Annotated in this window: 20 protein-coding genes and 1 riboswitch; of the genes, 14 read left to right on the top strand and 6 right to left on the bottom strand. The window is 63.7% G+C overall.

Features of this window, described 5'->3' with window-relative positions; all coding sequences use genetic code 11:
• The first annotated feature begins 72 nt into the window (after nucleotides 1-72).
• The 12 genes from AB4Y32_RS27730 (at nucleotide 73) to AB4Y32_RS27675 (ending at nucleotide 13,025) form a co-directional block, all read left to right on the top strand.
• A complete protein-coding gene (locus AB4Y32_RS27730) occupies nucleotides 73-882 on the top strand; it encodes a glycosyltransferase family 2 protein (protein WP_368724424.1) in 810 nt (269 codons plus the stop codon).
• A 48-nt stretch (nucleotides 883-930) separates the two neighbouring features.
• Nucleotides 931-1,045: riboswitch (S-adenosyl-L-homocysteine riboswitch) on the top strand.
• Nucleotides 1,046-1,076: 31 nt separating this feature from the next.
• Nucleotides 1,077-2,498, top strand: a complete 1,422-nt coding sequence (ahcY, locus tag AB4Y32_RS27725; protein WP_368724423.1) for an adenosylhomocysteinase — start codon at nucleotides 1,077-1,079, stop codon at nucleotides 2,496-2,498.
• Nucleotides 2,499-2,514: 16 nt separating this feature from the next.
• On the top strand, nucleotides 2,515-2,730 hold the full coding sequence (locus AB4Y32_RS27720) for a hypothetical protein (RefSeq protein ID WP_368724422.1): 216 nt from the start codon (nucleotides 2,515-2,517) through the stop codon (nucleotides 2,728-2,730).
• Nucleotides 2,731-3,084, top strand: a complete 354-nt coding sequence (locus AB4Y32_RS27715) for a phage holin family protein (protein WP_087736270.1) — start codon at nucleotides 2,731-2,733, stop codon at nucleotides 3,082-3,084.
• Between the two features lie 19 nt (nucleotides 3,085-3,103).
• Complete coding sequence (metF, locus tag AB4Y32_RS27710) at nucleotides 3,104-3,934, top strand: methylenetetrahydrofolate reductase [NAD(P)H] (protein WP_368724421.1); 831 nt, start codon at nucleotides 3,104-3,106, stop codon at nucleotides 3,932-3,934.
• A gap of 221 nt (nucleotides 3,935-4,155) precedes the next feature.
• Entirely contained in the window at nucleotides 4,156-5,799 is a 1,644-nt protein-coding gene (locus AB4Y32_RS27705) for an ABC transporter substrate-binding protein (RefSeq protein ID WP_368724420.1), read from the top strand.
• A gap of 185 nt (nucleotides 5,800-5,984) precedes the next feature.
• The gene (locus AB4Y32_RS27700) at nucleotides 5,985-7,616 is read left to right on the top strand and encodes an ABC transporter substrate-binding protein (RefSeq protein WP_368724419.1); all 1,632 of its coding nucleotides are present in this window, start codon (nucleotides 5,985-5,987) and stop codon (nucleotides 7,614-7,616) included.
• A gap of 154 nt (nucleotides 7,617-7,770) precedes the next feature.
• Complete coding sequence (locus AB4Y32_RS27695) at nucleotides 7,771-8,784, top strand: ABC transporter permease subunit (RefSeq protein ID WP_368724418.1); 1,014 nt, start codon at nucleotides 7,771-7,773, stop codon at nucleotides 8,782-8,784.
• An 85-nt stretch (nucleotides 8,785-8,869) separates the two neighbouring features.
• Complete coding sequence (locus AB4Y32_RS27690; RefSeq protein WP_368724463.1) at nucleotides 8,870-9,787, top strand: ABC transporter permease subunit; 918 nt, start codon at nucleotides 8,870-8,872, stop codon at nucleotides 9,785-9,787.
• Nucleotide 9,788: 1 nt separating this feature from the next.
• Nucleotides 9,789-10,802 (top strand): ABC transporter ATP-binding protein, encoded by a 1,014-nt coding sequence (locus tag AB4Y32_RS27685; protein WP_368724417.1) that lies wholly within the window; start codon nucleotides 9,789-9,791, stop codon nucleotides 10,800-10,802.
• Nucleotides 10,799-11,833 (top strand): peptide ABC transporter ATP-binding protein, encoded by a 1,035-nt coding sequence (locus tag AB4Y32_RS27680; protein WP_368724416.1) that lies wholly within the window; start codon nucleotides 10,799-10,801, stop codon nucleotides 11,831-11,833. The genes AB4Y32_RS27685 and AB4Y32_RS27680 overlap by 4 nt, the downstream gene beginning before the upstream one ends.
• Nucleotides 11,826-13,025, top strand: coding sequence for a TraB/GumN family protein (locus AB4Y32_RS27675; protein ID WP_368724415.1), 1,200 nt, complete (start codon nucleotides 11,826-11,828; stop codon nucleotides 13,023-13,025). Before AB4Y32_RS27680 ends, AB4Y32_RS27675 begins: the two co-directional genes overlap by 8 nt.
• A 97-nt stretch (nucleotides 13,026-13,122) precedes the next feature.
• Here AB4Y32_RS27675 and AB4Y32_RS27670 read toward each other — a convergent pair whose 3' ends face one another.
• The 5 genes from AB4Y32_RS27670 to pxpB form a co-directional block, all read right to left on the bottom strand.
• Nucleotides 13,123-14,079, bottom strand: a complete 957-nt coding sequence (locus tag AB4Y32_RS27670; protein ID WP_368724414.1) for a DUF979 domain-containing protein — start codon at nucleotides 14,077-14,079, stop codon at nucleotides 13,123-13,125.
• Entirely contained in the window at nucleotides 14,076-14,864 is a 789-nt protein-coding gene (locus AB4Y32_RS27665; RefSeq protein WP_368724413.1) for a DUF969 domain-containing protein, read from the bottom strand. Before AB4Y32_RS27665 ends, AB4Y32_RS27670 begins: the two co-directional genes overlap by 4 nt.
• Before the next feature lie 276 nt (nucleotides 14,865-15,140).
• Nucleotides 15,141-15,893 carry a 5-oxoprolinase subunit PxpA gene (pxpA, locus tag AB4Y32_RS27660; RefSeq protein ID WP_368724412.1) on the bottom strand — a complete coding sequence of 251 codons (753 nt, stop codon included), beginning with the start codon at nucleotides 15,891-15,893 and terminating at the stop codon, nucleotides 15,141-15,143.
• Between the two features lie 13 nt (nucleotides 15,894-15,906).
• Nucleotides 15,907-16,959: a biotin-dependent carboxyltransferase family protein gene (locus AB4Y32_RS27655; protein ID WP_368724411.1), complete on the bottom strand. Its 1,053-nt coding sequence runs from the start codon at nucleotides 16,957-16,959 to the stop codon at nucleotides 15,907-15,909.
• Nucleotides 16,956-17,609 (bottom strand): 5-oxoprolinase subunit PxpB, encoded by a 654-nt coding sequence (gene pxpB, locus AB4Y32_RS27650; RefSeq protein WP_368724410.1) that lies wholly within the window; start codon nucleotides 17,607-17,609, stop codon nucleotides 16,956-16,958. Before pxpB ends, AB4Y32_RS27655 begins: the two co-directional genes overlap by 4 nt.
• Before the next feature lie 180 nt (nucleotides 17,610-17,789).
• Between pxpB and AB4Y32_RS27645 the strand changes: the two genes are divergently transcribed.
• Entirely contained in the window at nucleotides 17,790-18,302 is a 513-nt protein-coding gene (locus AB4Y32_RS27645; RefSeq protein ID WP_087736256.1) for a winged helix DNA-binding protein, read from the top strand.
• A gap of 28 nt (nucleotides 18,303-18,330) precedes the next feature.
• Here the strand turns inward: AB4Y32_RS27645 and AB4Y32_RS27640 are convergent, their stop codons facing one another.
• Nucleotides 18,331-18,939, bottom strand: coding sequence for a 5-formyltetrahydrofolate cyclo-ligase (locus AB4Y32_RS27640; protein ID WP_368724409.1), 609 nt, complete (start codon nucleotides 18,937-18,939; stop codon nucleotides 18,331-18,333).
• 20 nt (nucleotides 18,940-18,959) lie between these two features.
• On the opposite strand from AB4Y32_RS27640, the gene AB4Y32_RS27635 reads away from it, so the two are divergent.
• Nucleotides 18,960-20,933: a lytic transglycosylase domain-containing protein gene (locus tag AB4Y32_RS27635; RefSeq protein ID WP_368724408.1), complete on the top strand. Its 1,974-nt coding sequence runs from the start codon at nucleotides 18,960-18,962 to the stop codon at nucleotides 20,931-20,933.
• Nucleotides 20,934-20,944 lie beyond the last annotated feature (11 nt).

Genomic DNA, 20,944 nt, shown 5'->3' with positions numbered 1-20,944 from the left:
CAAATCGGGATAAAAAGCGGCGCGTCGGCTTTATGATCGACGCACCGTCCTTTCCCGGTTTCCGTCCTTGCGATGCTGCCCATCTCCGTCGTCATTCCCTGCTACAACGCCGAGAAGACGCTCGCCCGCACGCTCGATAGCTGCGTCGCGCAGCCGGAGGCGGCGCAGATCGTCGTGGTCGACGACGGCTCGCAGGACGCTTGCGCCGAAATCGTCGCGCACTACGCGCGGCAACACCCGCGTGTCGAGCTGCTGCGCATGCCGCACAACGGCGGCGCGGCTCGCGCGCGGAACTGGGGCGCGATGCATGTGCTTCATCCGCTGCTGGGCTTCATCGACGCCGACGACGAGTACCTGCCTGGCGCGCTCGCGGGCGCCGCCGCTTTCTTGGCGGAGCATCCGCATCAGCCGTCGATCCGGCTCGACGTCGAATTCTGCGGCTTTCCCGCCGACATCACCGGGCATCCGCAATTCGAAAGTCACGCGGCCGTCCTGAGTAACACGGTGCCGAGCAGTCTCGTGATTCGCCGTTCCGTCTATGCGGCGTTCGGCGGCTTTCCGCTCGATGACGTGTTCCGGCGCCACGGCGGCGAAGACGGCGCGTTTTCGCTGGCGCTGCTGAATATCTTCGGCAATCCGCGCCTCGACGACTGCAAGCGCGTGCGCATGCACTATCACCCGAACATCCACGCCGAGCGCTATTTCCGCATTTCGATGGGCATGCTCGCGGCGCCCGACGAACTGATCGCCGCGACCCGTGACGCTTCATGGCGTTTCGTCCACCGCGCCTACGCAGCCATAAAGGAACTGCGCGACGCCGAACTGGCGCCGCATCTGTCGCCGCCGCCCGCCGACGCAGCGCCGGCAGGTCAATCGGCATAGGCCGAAACGCCCCACGCAAGCCATCTCGTTTTGCTACAATCGCCGTTCGTCTTCGAGGAGCGTTGCGACGGGTTCGGCCCGCCAGGCTCGAAGGCTTTCAATCGGAAGGATTGGACGCGCGCCGCGCTGACAAACCAACCGCATCGAACGGCGCTCACGTCACATTTCTAGTCTTTTTTAGAAAGGAGGGCGTGATGAACGCCGCAGTCTACGATTCAAAAAATTCCCAGGATTTTGTCGTTGCCGACCTGTCGCTCGCCGACTGGGGCCGCAAGGAACTCGACATCGCCGAAACGGAAATGCCCGGCCTCGTGCAGATCCGCGAAGAGTACAAGGCGCAGCAGCCGTTGAAGGGCGCGCGCGTCGCCGGCTCGCTGCACATGACCATCCAGACGGGCGTGTTGATCGAAACGCTGAAGGCGCTCGGCGCCGACGTCCGCTGGGCGTCGTGCAACATCTTCTCGACGCAGGACCACGCCGCTGCCGCGATCGCGAAGGGCGGCACGCCCGTGTTCGCGTTCAAGGGCGAATCGCTCGACGAATACTGGGAGTTCACGCACCGCATCTTCGAATGGCCGAACGGCGAATTCGCGAACATGATCCTCGATGACGGCGGCGACGCAACGCTGCTGCTGATTCTCGGCGCGAAGGCCGAGAAGGACCGCTCGGTGATCGCGAAGCCGACCAACGAGGAAGAAGTCGCGCTGTACAAGGCCATCGGCAAGCATCTCGACGCCGACCCGACCTGGTACTCGACGCGTCTCGCGCACATCAAGGGCGTGACGGAAGAAACGACGACGGGCGTGCATCGCCTGTATCAGATGGAAAAGGAAGGCCGTCTGCCGTTCCCGGCCATCAACGTCAACGATTCCGTCACGAAGTCGAAGTTCGACAACCTGTATGGCTGCCGCGAGTCGCTCGTGGACGGCATCAAGCGCGCGACGGACGTGATGATCGCGGGCAAGATCGCCGTGGTCGCGGGTTACGGCGACGTGGGCAAGGGCTGCGCGCAATCGCTGCGCGGCCTGGGCGCGACCGTGTGGGTCACGGAAATCGATCCGATCTGCGCGCTGCAAGCCGCGATGGAAGGCTACCGTGTCGTGACGATGGAATACGCCGCCGACAAGGCCGACATCTTCGTGACGGCAACGGGCAACTACCATGTGATCAATCACGATCACATGAAGGCGATGCGCCACAACGCGATCGTCTGCAACATCGGCCACTTCGACTCGGAAATCGACGTCGCGTCGACGCGCCAGTACAAGTGGGAAAACATCAAGCCGCAAGTCGACCACATCATCTTCCCGGACGGCAAGCGCGTGATCCTGCTGGCGGAAGGCCGCCTCGTAAACCTCGGCTGCGCAACGGGCCACCCGTCGTTCGTGATGTCGAACTCGTTCACGAACCAGACGCTCGCGCAGATCGAACTGTTCACGCAAGGCGGCAAGTACGAGAACAAGGTCTACGTGTTGCCGAAGCAACTGGACGAGAAGGTCGCGCGACTGCACCTCGCGCGCATCGGCGCGAACCTGACCGAGCTGTCGGCCGAGCAGGCGAAGTACATCGGCGTCGACAAGAGCGGTCCGTTCAAGCCGAACCACTACCGTTACTGATCGGCAACCAGGCGGCATGACGGATGCAGCCACGTGCCACGGCATGCGGCTGCATCGCGCGAAGCACGAAGCACGAAGCACGAAGCAGCACGAAGCGGATGGCCGATGCGGCCTCACACGTGGCCGCATGTGGCTGGACGCGGCCCACGCGATGCGTCGCGTGGGCCCGTGTTTCGCGCATGCCCTGGCGTTCAACCCGGACTTCACGCCCGCAAGCGACGAGGAGCTGTAAATGACTGTATTGCTGACCTGGGTGATCAACGCGCTCGCGCTTCTGATCATCACTTACCTTGTGCCGTCGATCCACATCCGCAGTTTCGGCACTGCGTTGATCGTCGCGCTCGTGCTCGGGCTCATCAATGCCGTCTTGCGGCCGGTGCTGATCCTGCTGACGCTGCCCGTCACGATACTCACGCTCGGGCTCTTCATACTGGTGGTGAACGCGCTGTGCTTCTGGCTGTGCGCGTCGCTGCTGAAGGGCTTCGAAGTGTCGGGTTTCTGGTCGGCGTTCTTCGGCTCGATCCTGTACAGCATCGTTTCGTGGCTGCTGTCCGCGCTCATCTTCGGCAACCGCAGCATCGGCTGACGGAACTGCCAACAGGACCATGAACCCCATCGAACTATCATTCGAATTCTTCCCGCCGAAGACGCAGGAAGGACTCGACAAGCTGCGCGCCACGCGCGCCCAACTGTTGCCGCTCAAGCCCAAGTTCGTGTCCGTCACGTTCGGCGCCGGCGGCTCGACCCAGCAAGGCACGCTCGACACCGTGCTCGAGATGGGGAAGGACGGCGTCGATGCCGCGCCGCACCTGTCGTGCATCGGCTCGTCGAAGGAAAGCCTGCGAGCGATTCTCAACGAGTACCGCTCGCATGGCATCCGTCATATCGTTGCATTGCGCGGCGATCTGCCGTCGGGCATGGGCGAAGTCGGCGAACTGCGCTACGCGTCGGAACTGGTGAGCTTCATTCGCGCCGAGTTCGGCGACTGGTTTCGCATCGAGGTCGCGGCGTATCCCGAGTACCACCCGCAGTCGCGCTCGCCGCGTCACGATCTGGAGAACTTCGCGCGCAAGGTGAAGGCGGGCGCCAATTCGGCGATCACGCAGTACTTCTTCAACGCCGACGCGTATTTCCGCTTCGTCGACGATACGCACAGGCTCGGCGTGGATGTGCCCATCGTGCCGGGCATCATGCCCATCACGAACTTCTCCCAGCTGATGCGTTTCTCCGAAATGTGCGGCGCGGAAGTGCCGCGCTGGGTCGCGAAGCGGCTCGAGAGCTTCGGCGATGACCGCGATGCGATCCGCGCGTTCGGCCTCGACGTGGTGACGGACTTGTGCCGCCGTCTCGTCGACGCCAAGGTGCCGGGCCTGCATTTCTATACGCTCAACGGCGCGGCGGCGACGAAAGCCATTTGCGAGCGGCTGAGCCTCTGATTTTTCGCATCTGATCTCTGCATCTGATCTCTTATAGGCGGCAAATATGGGCGGCGTGCGCGCGGGCGCGCGCCGCCCGTTTCATTTCACGCGTACTGTCGCGCTCATCGTTTCGATTCACTTCGCTGTCACGAAAGCGGGGTGAAAACCCATATTGAATCGGAATATTGACTGACTATGATCCAAATGGCACTCGACCCAACTGCCTTGCGGAGAACAACATGTCAATGTCATCGACGCTGTCTGCAGTTCGCCAGTCCTGCCTGCCCATTTTGTCCGCCGTCGCGATCGCCGCCGCATGCGCGGCGCCCAGCCTGAGCGCCGCGGCGTCGCTGCCCGACAAGACGGTCGTGTTCTGTTCCGAAGGCAGTCCCGCCGGATTCGATACCGCGCAGTACACGACGAGCGTCGAGTTCAGCGCCGGTTCGTACACCGTCTATAACCGGCTCGTCGAGTTCGGTCACGGCAGCACCGATATCGAGCCCGGCCTCGCCGAAAAATGGGAAGTTTCCAGCGACGGCCTGCAGTACACGTTTCATCTGCGACATGGCGTCAAGTTCCACACGACGGCCTGGTTCAAGCCGACGCGCGACTTCAACGCCGACGACGTGGTCTTCACCTACACGCGGATGCTCGATCCGGAGCACCCGTTCCACAAGGCGTACCCCGTGTCGTTCCCGTACTTCAACGACCTGGGCCTCGCGAAGAACATCAGCAAGATCGAGGCGCTCGATCCGTACACCGTCCGCTTCACGCTGAAGGAGGTGGATGCCCCATTCCTCCAGCAGCTTGCGATGCCGTTCGCGTCGGTCCTGTCGGCCGAGTATGCGGATCAGTTGCTGAAGGCGGGCAAGGCTTCCGACATCAATCTGTTCCCTGTCGGCACGGGGCCGTTCATCTTCCGCAGCTACACGAAGGACGATTCGATTCGCTTCGACGGCAACCCGAACTACTGGAAACCGGGCGTCGTGAAGGTGAGCAAGCTGATCTTCGCGATCACCGTCGACCCGTCCGTGCGTCTGCAAAAGCTCAAACGCAACGAATGCCAGGTGATGAGCTATCCGAAGCCCGCCGACATCCCGCAGATCCAGGCGGACTCGTCGATCGCGCTGCCGCATCAGGTGGGCTTCAACCTTGGCTTCATCGCGTACAACACGACGAAAAAGCCGCTCGACAACGTGCTCGTTCGGCGCGCGCTCGATATGTCCGTCAACAAGAAGGCGATCATCGATTCCGTCTACCAGGGCGCGGGCCAAGCCGCGACGAACCCGATGCCGCCGACCCAATGGGGCTACGACAAGAATCTGAAAGACGCGCCGTATGACGTCGATAAGGCGAAAGCGCTGCTGAAGCAGGCGGGCTACCCCGATGGCTTCGATCTCACACTGTGGGCAATGCCCGTTTCGCGCCCGTACAACCCGAACGCGCGCCTGATGGCCGAAATGCTGCAAGCGGACTGGTCGAAGATCGGTGTGAAGACGAAGATCGTCACCTTCGAGTGGGGTGAGTACATTCGCCGCGCGCACAGCGGCGAGCACGAAGCGATGCTGATCGGCTGGACAGGCGACTACGGCGACCCGGACAACTGGCTCGGCGTGCTGCTCGGCTGCGACGCCGTCAACGGCAGCAATTTTTCCAAATGGTGCTACAAACCTTTCGACGACCTGATCAAGCAGGCGCGCAGCACGACCGACATGGCGACGCGCACGAAGGATTACACCGAGGCCCAGGAAATCTTCAAGCAGGAGGTTCCTTTCACTCCCATTGCACATTCGACCGTTTATCAGCCGCTGTCGAAGTCGATCACAGGCTTCAAAATCGACCCGTTTGGCCCGACGCAATTCTGGAACGTCGGCCTGAAGTAACGAATTCGACGCTTCTTTATGCAAGTTCGCTCTAGTCCGGGATGGCTGCCGCGCGGCCCGCGGCAGTCCTGCGCACAGCTGTTTCCGATCGTCAACACAAGGAATTTCCTCCGCTTGTGGCCCCTGGCAAAGCTCAGTAATATCGCGCTACGCTGGTTTTTGCCGGCGCTGAACCTGGAGGAAACATGAAGCAAAACAAACTGTTGCGCGCGGCTCGGCTCACGATGCTGGTCGCGACGGCAGCGGCATCGATGGCAGGAGCCCAACTGGCGAACGCCGCCGATATTCCGAACAAGACCCTCGTCTACTGCTCCGAAGGGAGTCCAGCGGGCTTTGATCCGGCGCAGTACACCACGGGCGTGGATTTCACGGCCAACACGTTCACCGTCTACAACCGTCTCGTCGAATTCGAGCGCGGCGGCACGAAGGTCGAGCCGGGCCTTGCAGAGAAGTGGGACGTTTCGCCGGACGGCAAGACGTACACGTTCCATCTGCGCCACGGCGTCAAATTCCACACGACTTCCTGGTTCAAGCCGACGCGCGAATTCAATGCGGATGACGTCGTGTTCACGTTCCAGCGCATGCTGGACCCGAATCAGCCGTTCCGCAAAGCCTACCCGGTGCAGTTCCCGTACTTCACCGACATGGGCCTCGACAAGCTGATCGAGAAGGTCGAGAAGGTCGACCCGTACACCGTCCGCTTCACGCTGAAGGAAGTCAACGCGCCGTTCATCCAGAACCTGGCGATGGAATACGCGTCGATCCTGTCTGCCGAATATGCGGATTCGCTGATGAAGGAAGGCAAGGCTGCCGACATCAACCAGAAGCCGGTCGGCACGGGCCCGTTCATTTTCCGCAGCTACACGAAGGACGCGACGATCCGTTACGACGGCAACCCGGACTACTGGAAGCCGAACACGGTCAAGCTGTCGAAGCTGATCTTCTCGATCACGCCTGATCCGGGCGTGCGCGTGCAGAAGCTCAAGCGCGACGAATGCCAGGTGATGAGCTATCCGCGCCCCGCCGACATCGCGCCGCTGAAGGCCGATTCGAACATCGACATGCCGTCGCAGCCGGGCTTCAACCTCGGCTATCTGGCGTACAACGTGAGCCACAAGCCCGTCGACAAGCTCGAAGTGCGCGAGGCGCTCGACATGGCGATCAACAAGAAGGCGATCATCGACTCCGTCTACCAGGGCGCAGGCCAGGCCGCGACGAACCCGATGCCGCCCACGCAATGGTCGTACGACAAGAGCCTGAAGATGCCGGCTTACGATCCCGAGAAGGCGAAGGCGCTGCTCTCGAAGGCAGGCTTCCCGAACGGCTTCGACATCACGCTGTGGGCGATGCCCGTGCAGCGCGCGTACAACCCGAACGGCCGCCTGATGGCGGAAATGATCCAGGCCGACTGGGCGAAGATCGGTGTGAAGGCGAAGATCGTCACGTACGAGTGGGGTGAGTACATCAAGCGCGCGCACGCGGGCGAAGACGACACGATGCTGATCGGCTGGACGGGCGACAACGGCGACCCGGACAACTGGCTCGGCACGCTGCTCGGCTGCGACGCGGTGAACGGCAACAACTTCTCGAAGTGGTGCTACAAGCCGTTCGACGATCTGGTGAAGAAGGGCCGCGAAACGACGGCTCAGGCGGATCGCACGAAGGCCTACACGCAGGCTCAGCAGATCTTCGCGCAGCAGCTGCCGTTCTCGCCGATCGCTCACTCGACGGTGTATCAGCCTGTCAGCAAGAAGGTCGTCGACATGCGTATCGAGCCGCTGGGCTATGCACGCTTCGACGGCGTGACGATGAAGTAAATCTCGCGATGCGGCGGGTTTCGTTGCCCGCCGCGTCCCAGACGCAGTACGCTTTTCGTTCGGTTAGAAGACTGGTCGAAATGGTCCGGCGACCGGGGTCACGAGCCCTCGTCGCCGGTTGCGTTTTTTCTCACCAAGACCATAGGGACGAACCATGTTCCGATTCGTTTTGCGCCGCATCGGGATGGTCATACCGACTTTCATCGGTATCACGATCCTCGCATTCGCGCTCATCCACCTGATCCCGGGCGACCCCATCGAAGTGATGATGGGCGAGCGCGGCGTCGACCCGGCCATGCACGCAGCCGCGATGCATCGCCTCGGACTCGACGAGCCGCTGCCCATCCAGTACCTCCATTACGTCGGTCATGCGCTGCAGGGGAACCTCGGCACATCGATCATCACCAATACGAGCGTGATGGACGAGTTCCTTGCGCGCTTTCCCGCCACCGTCGAGCTGTCGTTCTGCGCGATGCTGTTCGCGCTGATCGTCGGGCTGCCGGCGGGCGTGTTCGCGGCGCTGCGGCGCGGCACCGTCGTCGATCACGGCGTGATGGGCACGGCGCTCACCGGCTATTCGATGCCGATCTTCTGGTGGGGCTTGATCCTCATCATGATGTTTTCGTCGAAGCTCGGCTGGACGCCCGTGTCGGGCCGCATCGCGGTCGAATACGACATTCCGCACGTGACCGGCTTCCTGCTGATCGACTCGCTGTTGCCGGGCACCGACGAAGGCTCGTTCCGCTCGGCGCTTTCGCATCTGATCCTGCCCGCAATCGTGCTCGGCACGATTCCGCTCGCAGTCGTCGCGCGGATGACGCGTTCGTCGATGCTCGAAGTGCTGCGCGAGGACTACATCCGCACGGCTCGCGCGAAGGGCCTGTCGCCGGCGCGCGTGATCGTCGTGCATGCGCTGCGTAACGCGCTGATTCCCGTCGTGACGGTGATCGGTCTGCAGGTCGGCACGCTGCTCGCGGGCGCGGTGCTGACGGAGACCTTGTTCTCGTGGCCGGGCATCGGCAAATGGCTGATCGATGCGATCGGCCGGCGCGACTATCCTGTCGTGCAGGGCGGTATCCTGATGATCGCAACGCTTGTGATCGTCGTGAACCTCGTCGTCGATTTGCTGTACGGCGTGCTCAATCCACGCATTCGCCATACGAGGTAATGAATATGTACCCCCACGCTCACATTCGTTCGCTGTCCCCCAGGGGGGCGCATGCCTCCCTTGAGGCGGCTCGGCGGGAGGCATGATGGCTGACATTCAAAACACCGTCCCCCAGGCGGTCACGCCGCCCAGCGGCCGTGCCATCGCCGCACGTGAATTCTGGACCAACTTTTCGCGCAACCGCGGCGCCGTCAGCGCGGGCATCATCGTGCTGGTGCTGATCTTCGTCGCGGTCTTTGCGCCGTTGATCGCGCCGCACAGCCCGATCGAGCAGTACCGCGATTCCGTGAAGATTCCGCCCGCATGGCTCGACGGCGGCAGCTGGAAGTTCATCCTCGGCACCGACGAAGCTGGCCGCGACATCCTTTCGCGTCTGATGTACGGCGCGCGCCTGTCGTTCTGGATCGGCTTCGTGTCGGTGATGCTCGCGCTGATCCCCGGCATCGTGCTCGGCCTGATCGCCGCGTTCTTCGAGAAGTGGGCTGACACGCCGATAATGCGCATCATGGACGTGCTGCTCGCGCTGCCGTCGCTGCTGCTCGCGGTGGCCGTCGTCGCGATCATCGGTCCGGGCCTGACGAACACGATGCTTGCCATCGCAATCGTCGCGCTGCCGGGTTATGTGCGTCTCACGCGCGCATCGGCGCTCGGCGAACTGCACAAGGAGTACGTGATGGCTTCGCGCGTCGCGGGTGCGGGCACGCTGCGCCTGATGTTCTCGCAGGTGCTGCCGAACTGCACGGCGCCGCTGATCGTGCAGGCCACGCTCGGCTTTTCGTCGGCGATTCTCGATGCCGCCGCGCTCGGCTTCCTCGGCCTCGGCGTGCAGCCGCCGTCGGCGGAGTGGGGCGCGATGCTCGCGTCGGCACGCGACTACATCGACAGCGCATGGTGGATCGTCACCATGCCCGGTCTCGCCATCCTGATCTCGGTGCTCTCGATCAACCTGCTCGGCGACGGGCTGCGCGATGCACTCGATCCGAAACTCAAACGGTTGGCCTGACATGCAAAACGTTACCAACGGAAATCTGTTGACCATCCGCAATCTGGCGGTCAACTTCAGCGGCATGCCCGCTGTCGATCGAATCAATCTCGACGTGGCGCCGGGCGAAGTGGTGGGCGTCGTCGGCGAATCGGGCTCCGGCAAGAGCGTGACGATGATGGCGCTGATGGGCCTCATCGACGCGCCGGGCATCGTCACCGCCGACGAAGTCACGTTCAACGGCAAGGACCTCCTGAACGCTACGCCGAAGGCGCGCCGCAAGATCATCGGCAAAGATGTGGCGATGGTGTTCCAGGACGCGCTGACGAGCCTGAACCCGAGCTACACCGTCGGCTATCAGATCAAGGAAGTGCTGAAGCTGCACGAAGGCCTGCACGGCGACGCGCTGCATAAGCGCGCACTCGAGCTGCTCGACCAGGTCGGCATTCCCGACGCGAAGAACCGCATTTCGACGTTCCCGCATCAGATGTCGGGCGGCATGAATCAGCGCGTGATGATCGCGATGGCTGTCGCATGCAATCCGAAGCTGCTGATCGCCGACGAGCCGACCACGGCACTCGACGTGACCATTCAGGCGCAGATCATGCAATTGCTCGTGCAGTTGCAGAAAGAGCGCGGCATGGCGCTCGTGCTGATTTCGCACGATCTGGCCGTGGTGTCGGAAGTCGCGCAGCGCGTGGCCGTGATGTACGCGGGCGAGATCATCGAAACGAACCGCGTGCCCGATATCTTCAGCGCGCCGCATCATCCGTACACGGAAGCGTTGCTCGCGGCGATTCCCGAGCACAACGTCGGCGCGGTGCGTCTTGCCGCGCTGCCGGGCATGGTGCCGGGACGCGACGATCGCCCGAAGGGGTGTCTGTTTGCGCCGCGCTGCAAGTACGTCGTCGACGACTGCAACAAGGCACGGCCCGCGCTGTCGTCAATGGCTGACCACGACGCCGCAGCCCAGGTTCGCTGCATCAAGCCGCTGAACCTGGTTCGCGATGCCATTCAACACGGAGGCGCACGATGAATGCAGTACCCGAAACGCGGCGCCCCGACGATGGAGCACGCAAGCCCGCAGGCGATCACGTGCTGGTCGCCGACAACCTCGCGCGCCACTATGACGTGAAGCGTGGCATGTTCGGCCACGGCACCGTAAAGGCGCTGAACGGCGTGTCGTTTCAACTCGAACGCGGCAAGACGCTCGCCGTAGTCGGCGAGTCCGGTTGCGGCAAGTCGACGCTCGCGCGTCAGCTGACGATGATCGAATCGCCGACGTCCGGTCGTCTCCTGATCAACGGCGAGGACGTGGCGGGCGCGAACCACGAGAAGATCGCGCAACTGCGCCGCCGCGTGCAGATGGTGTTCCAGAACCCGTTCGCGTCGCTGAATCCGCGCAAGACCGTCGAGCAAACGCTCAACGAGCCGCTCGCCATCAACACGCAACTGAACGCGGTCGAACGCACGGAGCGCATCGCGCACATGATGCGCATCGTCGGCTTGCGGCCGGAACATGCGAAGCGGTATCCGCATATGTTCTCGGGCGGCCAGCGTCAGCGCGTCGCGATTGCGCGCGCGATGATTCTCGATCCGCAGATCGTCGTCGCCGACGAGCCGGTTTCCGCGCTCGACGTGTCGATCCAGGCGCAGATCCTGAACCTGTTCATGGACCTGCAGGACGAGTTCAAGACGAGCTATGTGTTCATCTCGCACAACCTGTCGGTGGTCGAGCACATCGCGGACGACGTGATGGTGATGTACTTCGGCGGCATCGCGGAACTCGGCGACAAGCAGCGCATCTTCAGCAAGCCGCGGCATCCGTACACGCGGTCGCTGATGTCCGCGACGCCGTCGATCTTCGAAGCCGACCGCCGCATCCAGATCAAGCTGCAAGGCGAAATGCCTTCGCCGCTCAATCCGCCGTCGGGCTGCACGTTCCATCAGCGCTGCCCGTATGCGATCGAGCGTTGCCGCAAGGAAGAGCCGAAGCTGCGCGAAGTGGATGGCCGTCAGGTGTCGTGTCATCGCGCCGAAGAGGTGGGAGACGACACGAATGCATGATGGGGTGGCGGCGCGTCGTCTTGCGCGCCGTCACGCGCGTCGTTCGCATGTCGGTCATGCGCGCGGCGCGCGCGCTGTGTCGATGCGGCGGCGGGCTGCATACGTTGTCGCGTGCGCCATGCTCGCCGCCGCGCAGCTTTCGTTTCATTGGCTGGATGCCGTGATTGTTCCGGCGCACGCCGCGGGCGCTGCCGCGAACACGACCGTTCAAGGCGCGCAGGCCAACCAGGCGGGACGGCCCGCCGTGCCCGTGCCGGGTTCGCGCAATGCTTCGCAGCCGCGCGCGACGTTGCCCGGCTTCAATCCGCCGCCGTCGACCGCGAGCGGCACGATGGCAAGCGGGCCCGTGCGCGTGCAACCGGCGCGCATGCCTTTCTATGTCGCCACGCGCGGCACGACCACGATCTATCTGCTGGGCACGCTGCATGTCGGCGATCCGAACGACTATCCGCCCGCCCAGCCGTTCCGTCCGCCGATACTCGGCGCGCTCGCTGCATCGCCGACGCTCGCGCTCGAACTGTCGCCCGACGACCTGCTCGTGTCGCAGGACGATGTGTCGAAGTACGGTGTCTGCTCGTACCGATGCCTGCCGAAGCTGCTGCCCGAGCCGCTGTGGCACAAGCTCGCGATGCGCCTGCACGGCAATCCCGCCGCGCTCGATGAGATCAGGAAGATGCGGCCCTGGCTCGCCGCGTTGCTGGTGGAAACCTACGATTCGCTGAGCGCCGGCTTGCAGACGGAGTTCGGAACGGAGGCGCAGTTGCAGAACGTCTATCTGAAGCAGAAGGGCAGGATCGTCGGACTGGAGACGCTCGGCGAGCAGATGCGCGCGTTCACGGGACTCACGCTCGCGCAGCAGCGCGAAATGCTCGCGCAGGATCTCGTGCAGACGCCCGCTGATAACGTCGCCGATGTGCAGACCCTGCACCGGCTATGGCGTGTCGGCGATGCCGATGCGATCGCCGCGTGGGAAGCGGCGAAGTCGGAGAAGCTCGCGCGCGACAAGCGTATTTCCGCGCAGGTCGACAGCAAGATACTGTTCGACCGCAACCGGCGTTTCGTCAACCGGATGCTGCTGATCGCCGCGCCGAACAAGCCTGTGTTCGTCGCGATCGGCGCGCTGCATCTGGGCGGTCCGAAGGGCGTGTTGCAGTTGCTCCGGCAGCGCGGCTTCGTCGTCGACGCCTACTGAATCTGACGTTGCGCGTGCATGCAGGCACGCGGCGCAGGCGGTCCGTATTTTATGGAAAAGGCCGCCTTGCCGCTTCGCTTCAGCCGGAGCGCTACCGCTACAGGAACATCAGGAAGTTCAGCAGGAAAATGTTCACGAGGAGCAGCGGCAGCGCCGTCAGTACCTGCACCTTGATCACCGCGTTCTTGTCGGGCAGTTCGAGCAGCGCGGCGGGCACGATATTGAAGTTCGCGGCCATCGGCGTCATCAGCGTGCCGCAGTAGCCCGAGAACATGCCGATCGCGACCATCACGGCCGGGTTGCCATGAAACACGTTGACGAGAATCGGCACGCCGACGCCGCCCGTCATCACCGGAAAGGCCGCGAAGCCGTTGCCCATCACCATCGTGAAGAGCGCCATGCCGATGCAGTAGACGGCCACCGCGATCAGCCGGTAGTCGAGGCTGATATAGGCCGTCGTCACGTGCGCAACCGCCTTGCCGACGCCCGCGTCCGAGAACACCAGGCCGAGCATGCCGAGCATCTGCGGCAGCACGGCGGCCCACGACAGCGCATCGACGAGACGCCGTGCTTCCTTCATCGACTGGCCGACGGTGTCGCGCGTCATCATGCACGCGAACGCCAGCGCGATCACGCAGCCAATGCCGAAGCCGATCAGCGTGACGTTCTTCTGCTCGATGAGCGGCGTGCCGCCGAACACCAGATGGCTCGCGCCGAGCGTGATGACCACCGTGACGACGGGAATCGTCAGCGCGGGGAAGAAGAGCTTGTTGCCAAGACGCGCGGCGCTCGCCTTGCGCGCGGCCTCCGACAGCACCTTCGGCTTGCCCGCCGTCACGCCGCCGAAGCCGGCGATCAGCGCCATCGCGATCACGAGCGCGCCGACGAGTTCGACTGGCAGCTTGTCGCCGACGAGAAAGATCACCGCATAGATGATCCAGAAGCCGCCCGCCGTGAAACGGCGCGGATGTTCCTTGTCCGTGACGATCATGCCGCCGATCACGAGCAGCACGATGCCGACCAGCCAGAAAAGATAGTTAATGGTGAGTGTCATGCGTCGTCCCCGGTTGTCGCGCGTGTAGCCGATTGAGTGGTGTGCTTGCCTGCCGCGTTGTTGTCGTTGGTGTTGGTGCTCGCTTGCGATGCCGCGTTGCCGCGCAACTCGCGCTCGAGCTTGCGGTCGAGCAGATAGAGCCGGAAGCCGTGAATCAGAAACGCGCTGACGGCCGTGGGAATGCCCCACACGGCGACGTGCATCGGCTCGACGGTGATGCCCGCTTCCTTCAGGAACGTGACCATCAGCACGATTGCGCCGAACGCGACGAAGATGTCTTCGCCGAAGAAGAGGCCCACGTTGTCGGTTGCCGCCGCGAACGCGCGTAGCTTGTAGCGCACCGCGTCGCTGAATTTGCCGAAGCGCGTTTCCGTCGCGCCTTCGGCCATTGGCGCGATCAGCGGACGCACCATCTGCGGATGACCGCCGAGCCCCGTCAGGCCCACGGCAGCCGTCAGTTCACGCACGAGCAGATAGACGATCAGCAGGCGCCCGGCCGTCGCGGCCTTGATGCTCGCGATCCACGTCTGCGCGCGCTCGCGCAGCCCATGCCGTTCGAGCAGGCCGATCACCGCGAGCGGCAACAGGATGATGAGCGGGATATTGCGCGTCTTGATGAAGCCGCTGCCGATCGCAGCGAGAATCTTGTCGGGCGGAAAATGCGCGGCGATGGCGGTGATGACCGCGGCGGCGGCCACGATCAGCATCGGGTTGAAGCGCAATACGAACCCGACGATGATGACGGCAACTCCTATGAGCGGCCACAGGTTGACGGTTGACTGCATCTGGATCTCCTGAGGTGGTCCTGCGTTGGGACACCGCGCGTGGCGGCGAACTCTCGTGACTCCGGGCCATGTCGGCGCGGATGCCTTCTTTGCCATGCGGCTCTTCGATGGCCGCTTGGCTGACTGCCTGTCATTGCTGCTGCTACTGCCCGGCTACTGCCGAACTTCTGGTGCTTCAAAAAATCGCCGACAACCGTTGCCGTTGCGTTCTGGCAAACGCCCCGCGAAGAGCGGGGCGCCGGTTGCTGACGGGTGCGTGTGGCCTGTGTGCTGGAATCAGACGCGCGCCGCGCTGGCCGCGTGCACGCCGATGCCCGCCGCTTCGAGCGCCGCGCGGATGCGGCGCGCGAACGCGAGCGCATGCGGCCCGTCGCCGTGCAGGCAGATCGTCTGCGCGTTGATGGGCACCCACTCGCCGCTGACGGCCTTCACGCGCTGCTCGCGCACCATCATCAGCGTGCGCTCGAGCACTTCGTCCTCGTCGTCGAGCAGCGCGCCTGGCTCCTTGCGCGGCACGAGCGAACCGTCGGCGCGATAGCCGCGATCCGCGAACACTTCCTCGACGGCGACGAGCCCAGCGTTGTGCGCGGCCGTCACGAGCCCGCTGTTCGCCAGCGCGAACACGGCGACGGACGGATCGAAGTCGTGCACGGCGGAAACGATCGCATCGGCGATCTTCGGGTCGCGCGCGGCCTGGTTGTAGAGCGCGCCGTGCGGCTTCACGTGCGCGATGCGTCCGCCCTCGGCCTGCGCGATCGCCGATAGCGCGCCGAGCTGATACAGCACGCCCGCGTAGATTTCGCCTGCGGGCAAGTCCATTTCCTTGCGGCCGAAGTTCTCGGGATCGTTGAAGCTCGGATGCGCGCCGATCGACACGCCTTTCTGCACCGCCCAGCGCACGCAGTCGCGCATCGCGTTGGGTCCGCCCGCGTGCCAGCCGCACGCGATATTGGCCGAGCTGACGAGATCGAGCAGCGCTTCGTCGGAGCCGCATCCTTCGCCGAGGTCGGCGTTCAAGTCGATTTCCATGATGTCCTCTTGGTTAGGCCACTGCGGACGCGGCAACGCGCGCGCAGCGTTCTTCATGCATGCCGATTGCAGCATCGATCTGCCGCAAGTACTTGCGTTCTTCGATCAGCGCCTGGCGGGCTTCATAGGGCGTCGCTGGAATGAAGCGTACCGCGCCGTTCAGGCGCACCTGCGCGAGCTTCCATAAGTCCGCGTGAATCACGGCGCCGATCTTCGGATAGCCGCCCGTCGTCTGCGCATCGCTCATCAGGATGATCGGCTGGCCGTTCGGCGGCACCTGGATCGTGCCGGGCATCACCGCGTGCGACAGCAGATCGGTCTTCTGCGTGCGCTTCAGTTCGCTGCCCGACAGCCGATAGCCCATGCGATTGCTGTTCGGCGTGACGAGCCACTCGTCGTTCCAGAAAGCCTTTTGCGCCTCGGGCGTGAAGCTGTCGTACTCGGGGCCGGGCAGCACGCGGATGGGCGGCGCCCACGCGACGCCCGACGGATGACGGCCGCGTCGCACGGGCTCGTCGACGAGCACGAACTTGCACCACGCGGGCGCTTTCACGCCGAACTCGGGCGCGTCGGGCGAGAAACCCGAGCCGGCGCCCGCGCGCGGCGCGCCGACGGGCAGGCGGTCGCCGTCGCGCAGCGCGCGGCCACCGAGCCCGCCGAAGCCGGCTTGCAGATCGGTGCTGCGCGAGCCGAGCATCGGCAGCACGTCGATGCCGCCCGCGACGCACACGTAGCCGCGCATCCCGCGCTTCGCCGTGTTCAACGTCAGCTCCTCGCCCGCCTTGACGGGCAGGCTCCACCATGAATATACGGGCTTGCCGTCGAGCGTCGCGCCGAACTCGGTGCCCGTGATCGCGACGCGCGCCGGGCGCAGAAAACGCAGCACGGCCGGACCGAACGTGATTTCGAGCCCGGCGGCATCGGGCCGGTTGCCGACCAGCCGGTTGCCGACTTCGAGCGAAAGCCGGTCGAGCGCGCCACCCATCGCGACGCCGAGATGCCGGTGGCCATGGCGTCCTAGATCCTGGATCGTCGTCAGCAAACCCGCGCGTATCACGTCGATCATTCGTGTAGCCCTGCGATGGTGAAGCGGACGCGATCGCCCGGTTGGAGAAGGGTCGGCGGATTGCGCGACGGGTCAAAGAGTTTGAGCGACGTGCGGCCGATCAGTTGCCAGCCGCCCGGCGACGTCGCCGGATAGATGCCCGTCTGCGCACCGCCGATGCCGACAGAGCCGGCGGGCACTTCGAGACGCGGCTCCGCGCGGCGCGGCGTGTGCAGCGCGTCCTCGAGCCCGCCCATGTACGCGAAGCCGGGCTGGAAGCCGAGAAAGAACACGATGTACTCGCCGCCTGCATGCCGCTCGACGACCTGCTTCACGGAAAGCCCCGTGTGATCGGCGACGGCCTTCAGGTCGGGGCCGTACTCGCCGCCGTACTGCACGGGAATCTCCACGTCGCGGCCGGCGGCGGGCGCGTCGTTTGCGCGCTTCCAGGCGGCCTTGAGCTTCGCGGCCAGATCGTCGGGATCGGCTTCGAGCGGATCGAAGATCACCGTGAGGTTGTTCATCCCGGGCACCACTTCAAGCACATGCGGCCAGTCGCGCGCGGCCTGCGCGGCCGCCCAGACGCGGCGCTGGCAATCAAGCGTGGCAGGCGGCGGCGCCTCGCAGACGAGCGCGGTATCGCCGAACGGAAAGATGCGGGGTTCAGTCATCGAAATCCTGGATTGGGTCGAGAGCAGCCGATTCGTCGGACGATGCACGCTGTGCCTCGCGACAGGTAGCATACATTCTCGATAAAATATCGACAATTTATCAATAAGAGATCTCCCCAGGCTCGCCCGGATGTGAGGGAAGTCGTACACTCCCATCAACCATCACGCAAAAAAATCACCATGGCGCGTCATCCGACCAAAATCGTCTCATCGGAGCATCTTGTTTCCGAGTTCAGTGCGGAACTGTCCGAACTGGAATATGGGCTGATCATGGCGAGCAACGCATTCAACCGCTGGATGGTTCGTTGTATGGCGGCTGCCGGTGACAAGGACATGACGGCCATCGAGGTGTCGCTGCTGCATCACGTGAGCCATCGCGAGCGGCGCAAGAAGATCGCCGACATCTGCTTCGTGCTGAACATCGAGGACACGCACGTCGCGACCTATGCGCTCAAGAAACTCGTAGCGAGGGGGTATGTAAAAAGCGAAAAGACCGGCAAGGAGGTGTTCTTTTCCGCTACGCAGGCGGGGCGCGATCTGTGCATGAAGTATCGCGAGGTGCGTGAGAACTGTCTGATCGCGACGCTTAAGGAAAGCGGCCTCACCAATGAACAGATCGGCGAGGCCGCACAATTGATGCGCAACGCGTCGGGCATCTACGACACGGCGGCGCGCGCGGCCGCATCGCTTTGAGACTGTCTATGAAATAGCGACCGCGCGCTCAAGCGGTCTCTTTCTCTTTCGGATACCAGGCGGCATCGGTGACGATTGCATCGAGCGGAATATCGTGCGCTTCGTGCTGCAGCGTTTCCGTACGACATGCTTCATACGCAATGCCCACTGTGATGGGCACTTTGCCGGTGTCGCGAAACATCGCGAGCGTGCGGTCATAATAGCCGCCGCCATAGCCGAGCCGGTAACCGTCCGCGTCGAAACCGACGCACGGCACGAAAAGAAGATCGGGCGTGATTGCTTCGCCCGAGGTCGGTTCATGGATGCGATGTGCGCCGAGTTGCATCCGCATGTCCGGCGTCCATACATGAAACTCGAGCGGCTTTTCGCGGCCCGTGATGACGGGCAGACTCGCGCGGCGCGTGGCGTCGATCGCGAGCCAGATTGCGATCGCGGCGCGTATGTCGAACTCGCCTGATAGCGGCCAGTACAGCCCTACGCTCTTCGGTGCAAAGCGCTTCAACGCATCAAGCACACGACGGTTCAGCGCATCGTTGATCCCTGGCCCGCGAGCCGCATGCAGACGCGCTTCGAGAAGCGTTGTACGCAGTTCCTTTTTCGATTTTGCGCCGAGGTTGCATGCTATGCTTGAGTTCAATTCGCGCTCCAGAAATAACGATGTCCAAAAGCCTCTTTCGAGTATATCGCGCGGCCAGTCTGGCGCTCGCCGCGGCGGCACTCGTCGCGTGCAGCACGGCTTCCGCCGTCAGGCCCATTCAGCTTTCCCCACCCAATAACGACGACCAGATATTCATGCAATTGCGCGAGGCCGCGCGCAATAACGATGCTGGCCGCGCCGCGCAACTCGCGGCGATGATTCCGGATTATCCGGCGCCTTCGTATCTCGAGTACTTCCAGTTGAAGCCACAGCTGTTCGACAACCAGGGTCATCCGCGCGTCGACGCGCCCGATGCACCCGTGCTGTCGTTCCTGCAACGCTACGACGGCCAGGCAATCGCGGACCGCATGCGCAACGACTACCTCGTCGTGCTCGGCGCGCGCCACGACTGGCGCAACTTCGACCAGCAATACGCACGCTTCGTTCTCGACGACGATACGCAGGTGAAGTGCTACGCGCTCGAATCGCGTGCGGCGAAAGGCGAGAACGTCGTCGACGCGGCGCGCTCACTGCTCGTCGAGCCGCGCAACTATGGCGACGGCTGTGTCGACCTGATCACCGCGCTCGCGATCAACCAGCAGTTCACCAGCGACGACGTCTGGCAGCAGATCCGTCTCGCGTACGAGCAGAATCAGACGAACACGGGCGCGAAGCTCGTCGATGCGCTCGGCAACAACCGTCCCGATCCGACGCTCTTCGATCAGGCCGCGAGCACGCCACCTCTTCTGCTTGCGCGCGGCGTCGGCCCTGATCAGCAATCGCATCAGCTCGCGCTGCTCGCGATCACGCGCATGGCTCGCAACGATCCGGCGATGGCGGCCGCGACGTTCGGTTCCGTCGCGCCGTCGCTGACTACGCCCGAACGCGCGATCGGCTGGGGCACGATTGCCTATCAGGCGGCCGCGAAGCAGATGCCCGGTGCCGTCGACTGGTATCGCCTGTCGGCGAATGCACCGCTGTCGAATCCCGCGTACGAATGGCGCACGCGTATGGCGCTCGTTGCAGGCGACTGGACGATGGTGCGCTGGTCGACCGAACAGATGCCGCCGTCGCTGCGCAGCCAGCCCGCGTGGGTCTACTGGCATGCGCGCGCGTTGAAGCAGGCGGGCGACGTGACGACGGCGAACCAGGAATTCGAATCGATTGCACAGGGCTACAACTTCTACGGCCAGCTCGCGGCGGAGGAACTCGGCCAGAAGATCATCGTCCCGCCGAAGACGACCGTCTCCGATACCGAAGTCGAGCAGGCGGGCAAGACGCCGGGCTTCGCGCTTGCTCAGAAGTTCTATTCGCTGAATCTGCGTCTGGAAGGCAATCGTGAATGGAACTGGCCGCTGCGCAACATGAACGACCGTCAACTGATCGCCGCCGCCGAGTACGCGCGCCGTATCGAGCTGTATGACCGCGCGGTGAACACGGCCGATCGCACGAAGAGCGAGCACGATTTCTCGCTGCGCTTTCTGTCGCCGTTCCGCGATATCGTCGAGCGCGACGCTCAGTCGAACGGGCTCGACGTCGAATGGGCATATGGTCTGATCCGTCAGGAGTCGCGCTTCATCATGAACGCGCGCTCGGATGTCGGCGCAAGCGGCTTGATGCAGCTGATGCCGGGCACCGCGCAACTGGTCGCGAAGAAGATCGGCCTCGGTCCGATTTCGCGCGCGCAAATGAACGACATCAACACGAATATCCTGCTCGGCACGAACTATCTGTCGATGATCTACAATGAATTCGACGGATCTGCCGTGCTGGCCACAGCTGGCTACAACGCCGGTCCGGGCCGTCCGCGCAACTGGCGCGCGTCGTTGCCGCACGGTGTCGAAGGCGCGATTTTCGCGGAAGCCATCCCGTTCCAGGAGACGCGCGACTACGTGAAGAACGTGCTGTCCAACACGGTCTACTATGCGGCGTTGTTCGAAGGCCGTCCGCAATCGCTGAAGGCGCGTCTGGGTTACATCTCGCCCTTGCAATGACGGTGCGCCAG

It is taken from the genome of Paraburkholderia phymatum, from assembly GCF_040965635.1.
GTDB classification, from domain to species: domain Bacteria; phylum Pseudomonadota; class Gammaproteobacteria; order Burkholderiales; family Burkholderiaceae; genus Paraburkholderia; species Paraburkholderia phymatum_B.
The sequence above is the reverse complement of the archived record's forward strand: the minus strand, read 5'-3'. Positions and strand labels throughout refer to the sequence as shown.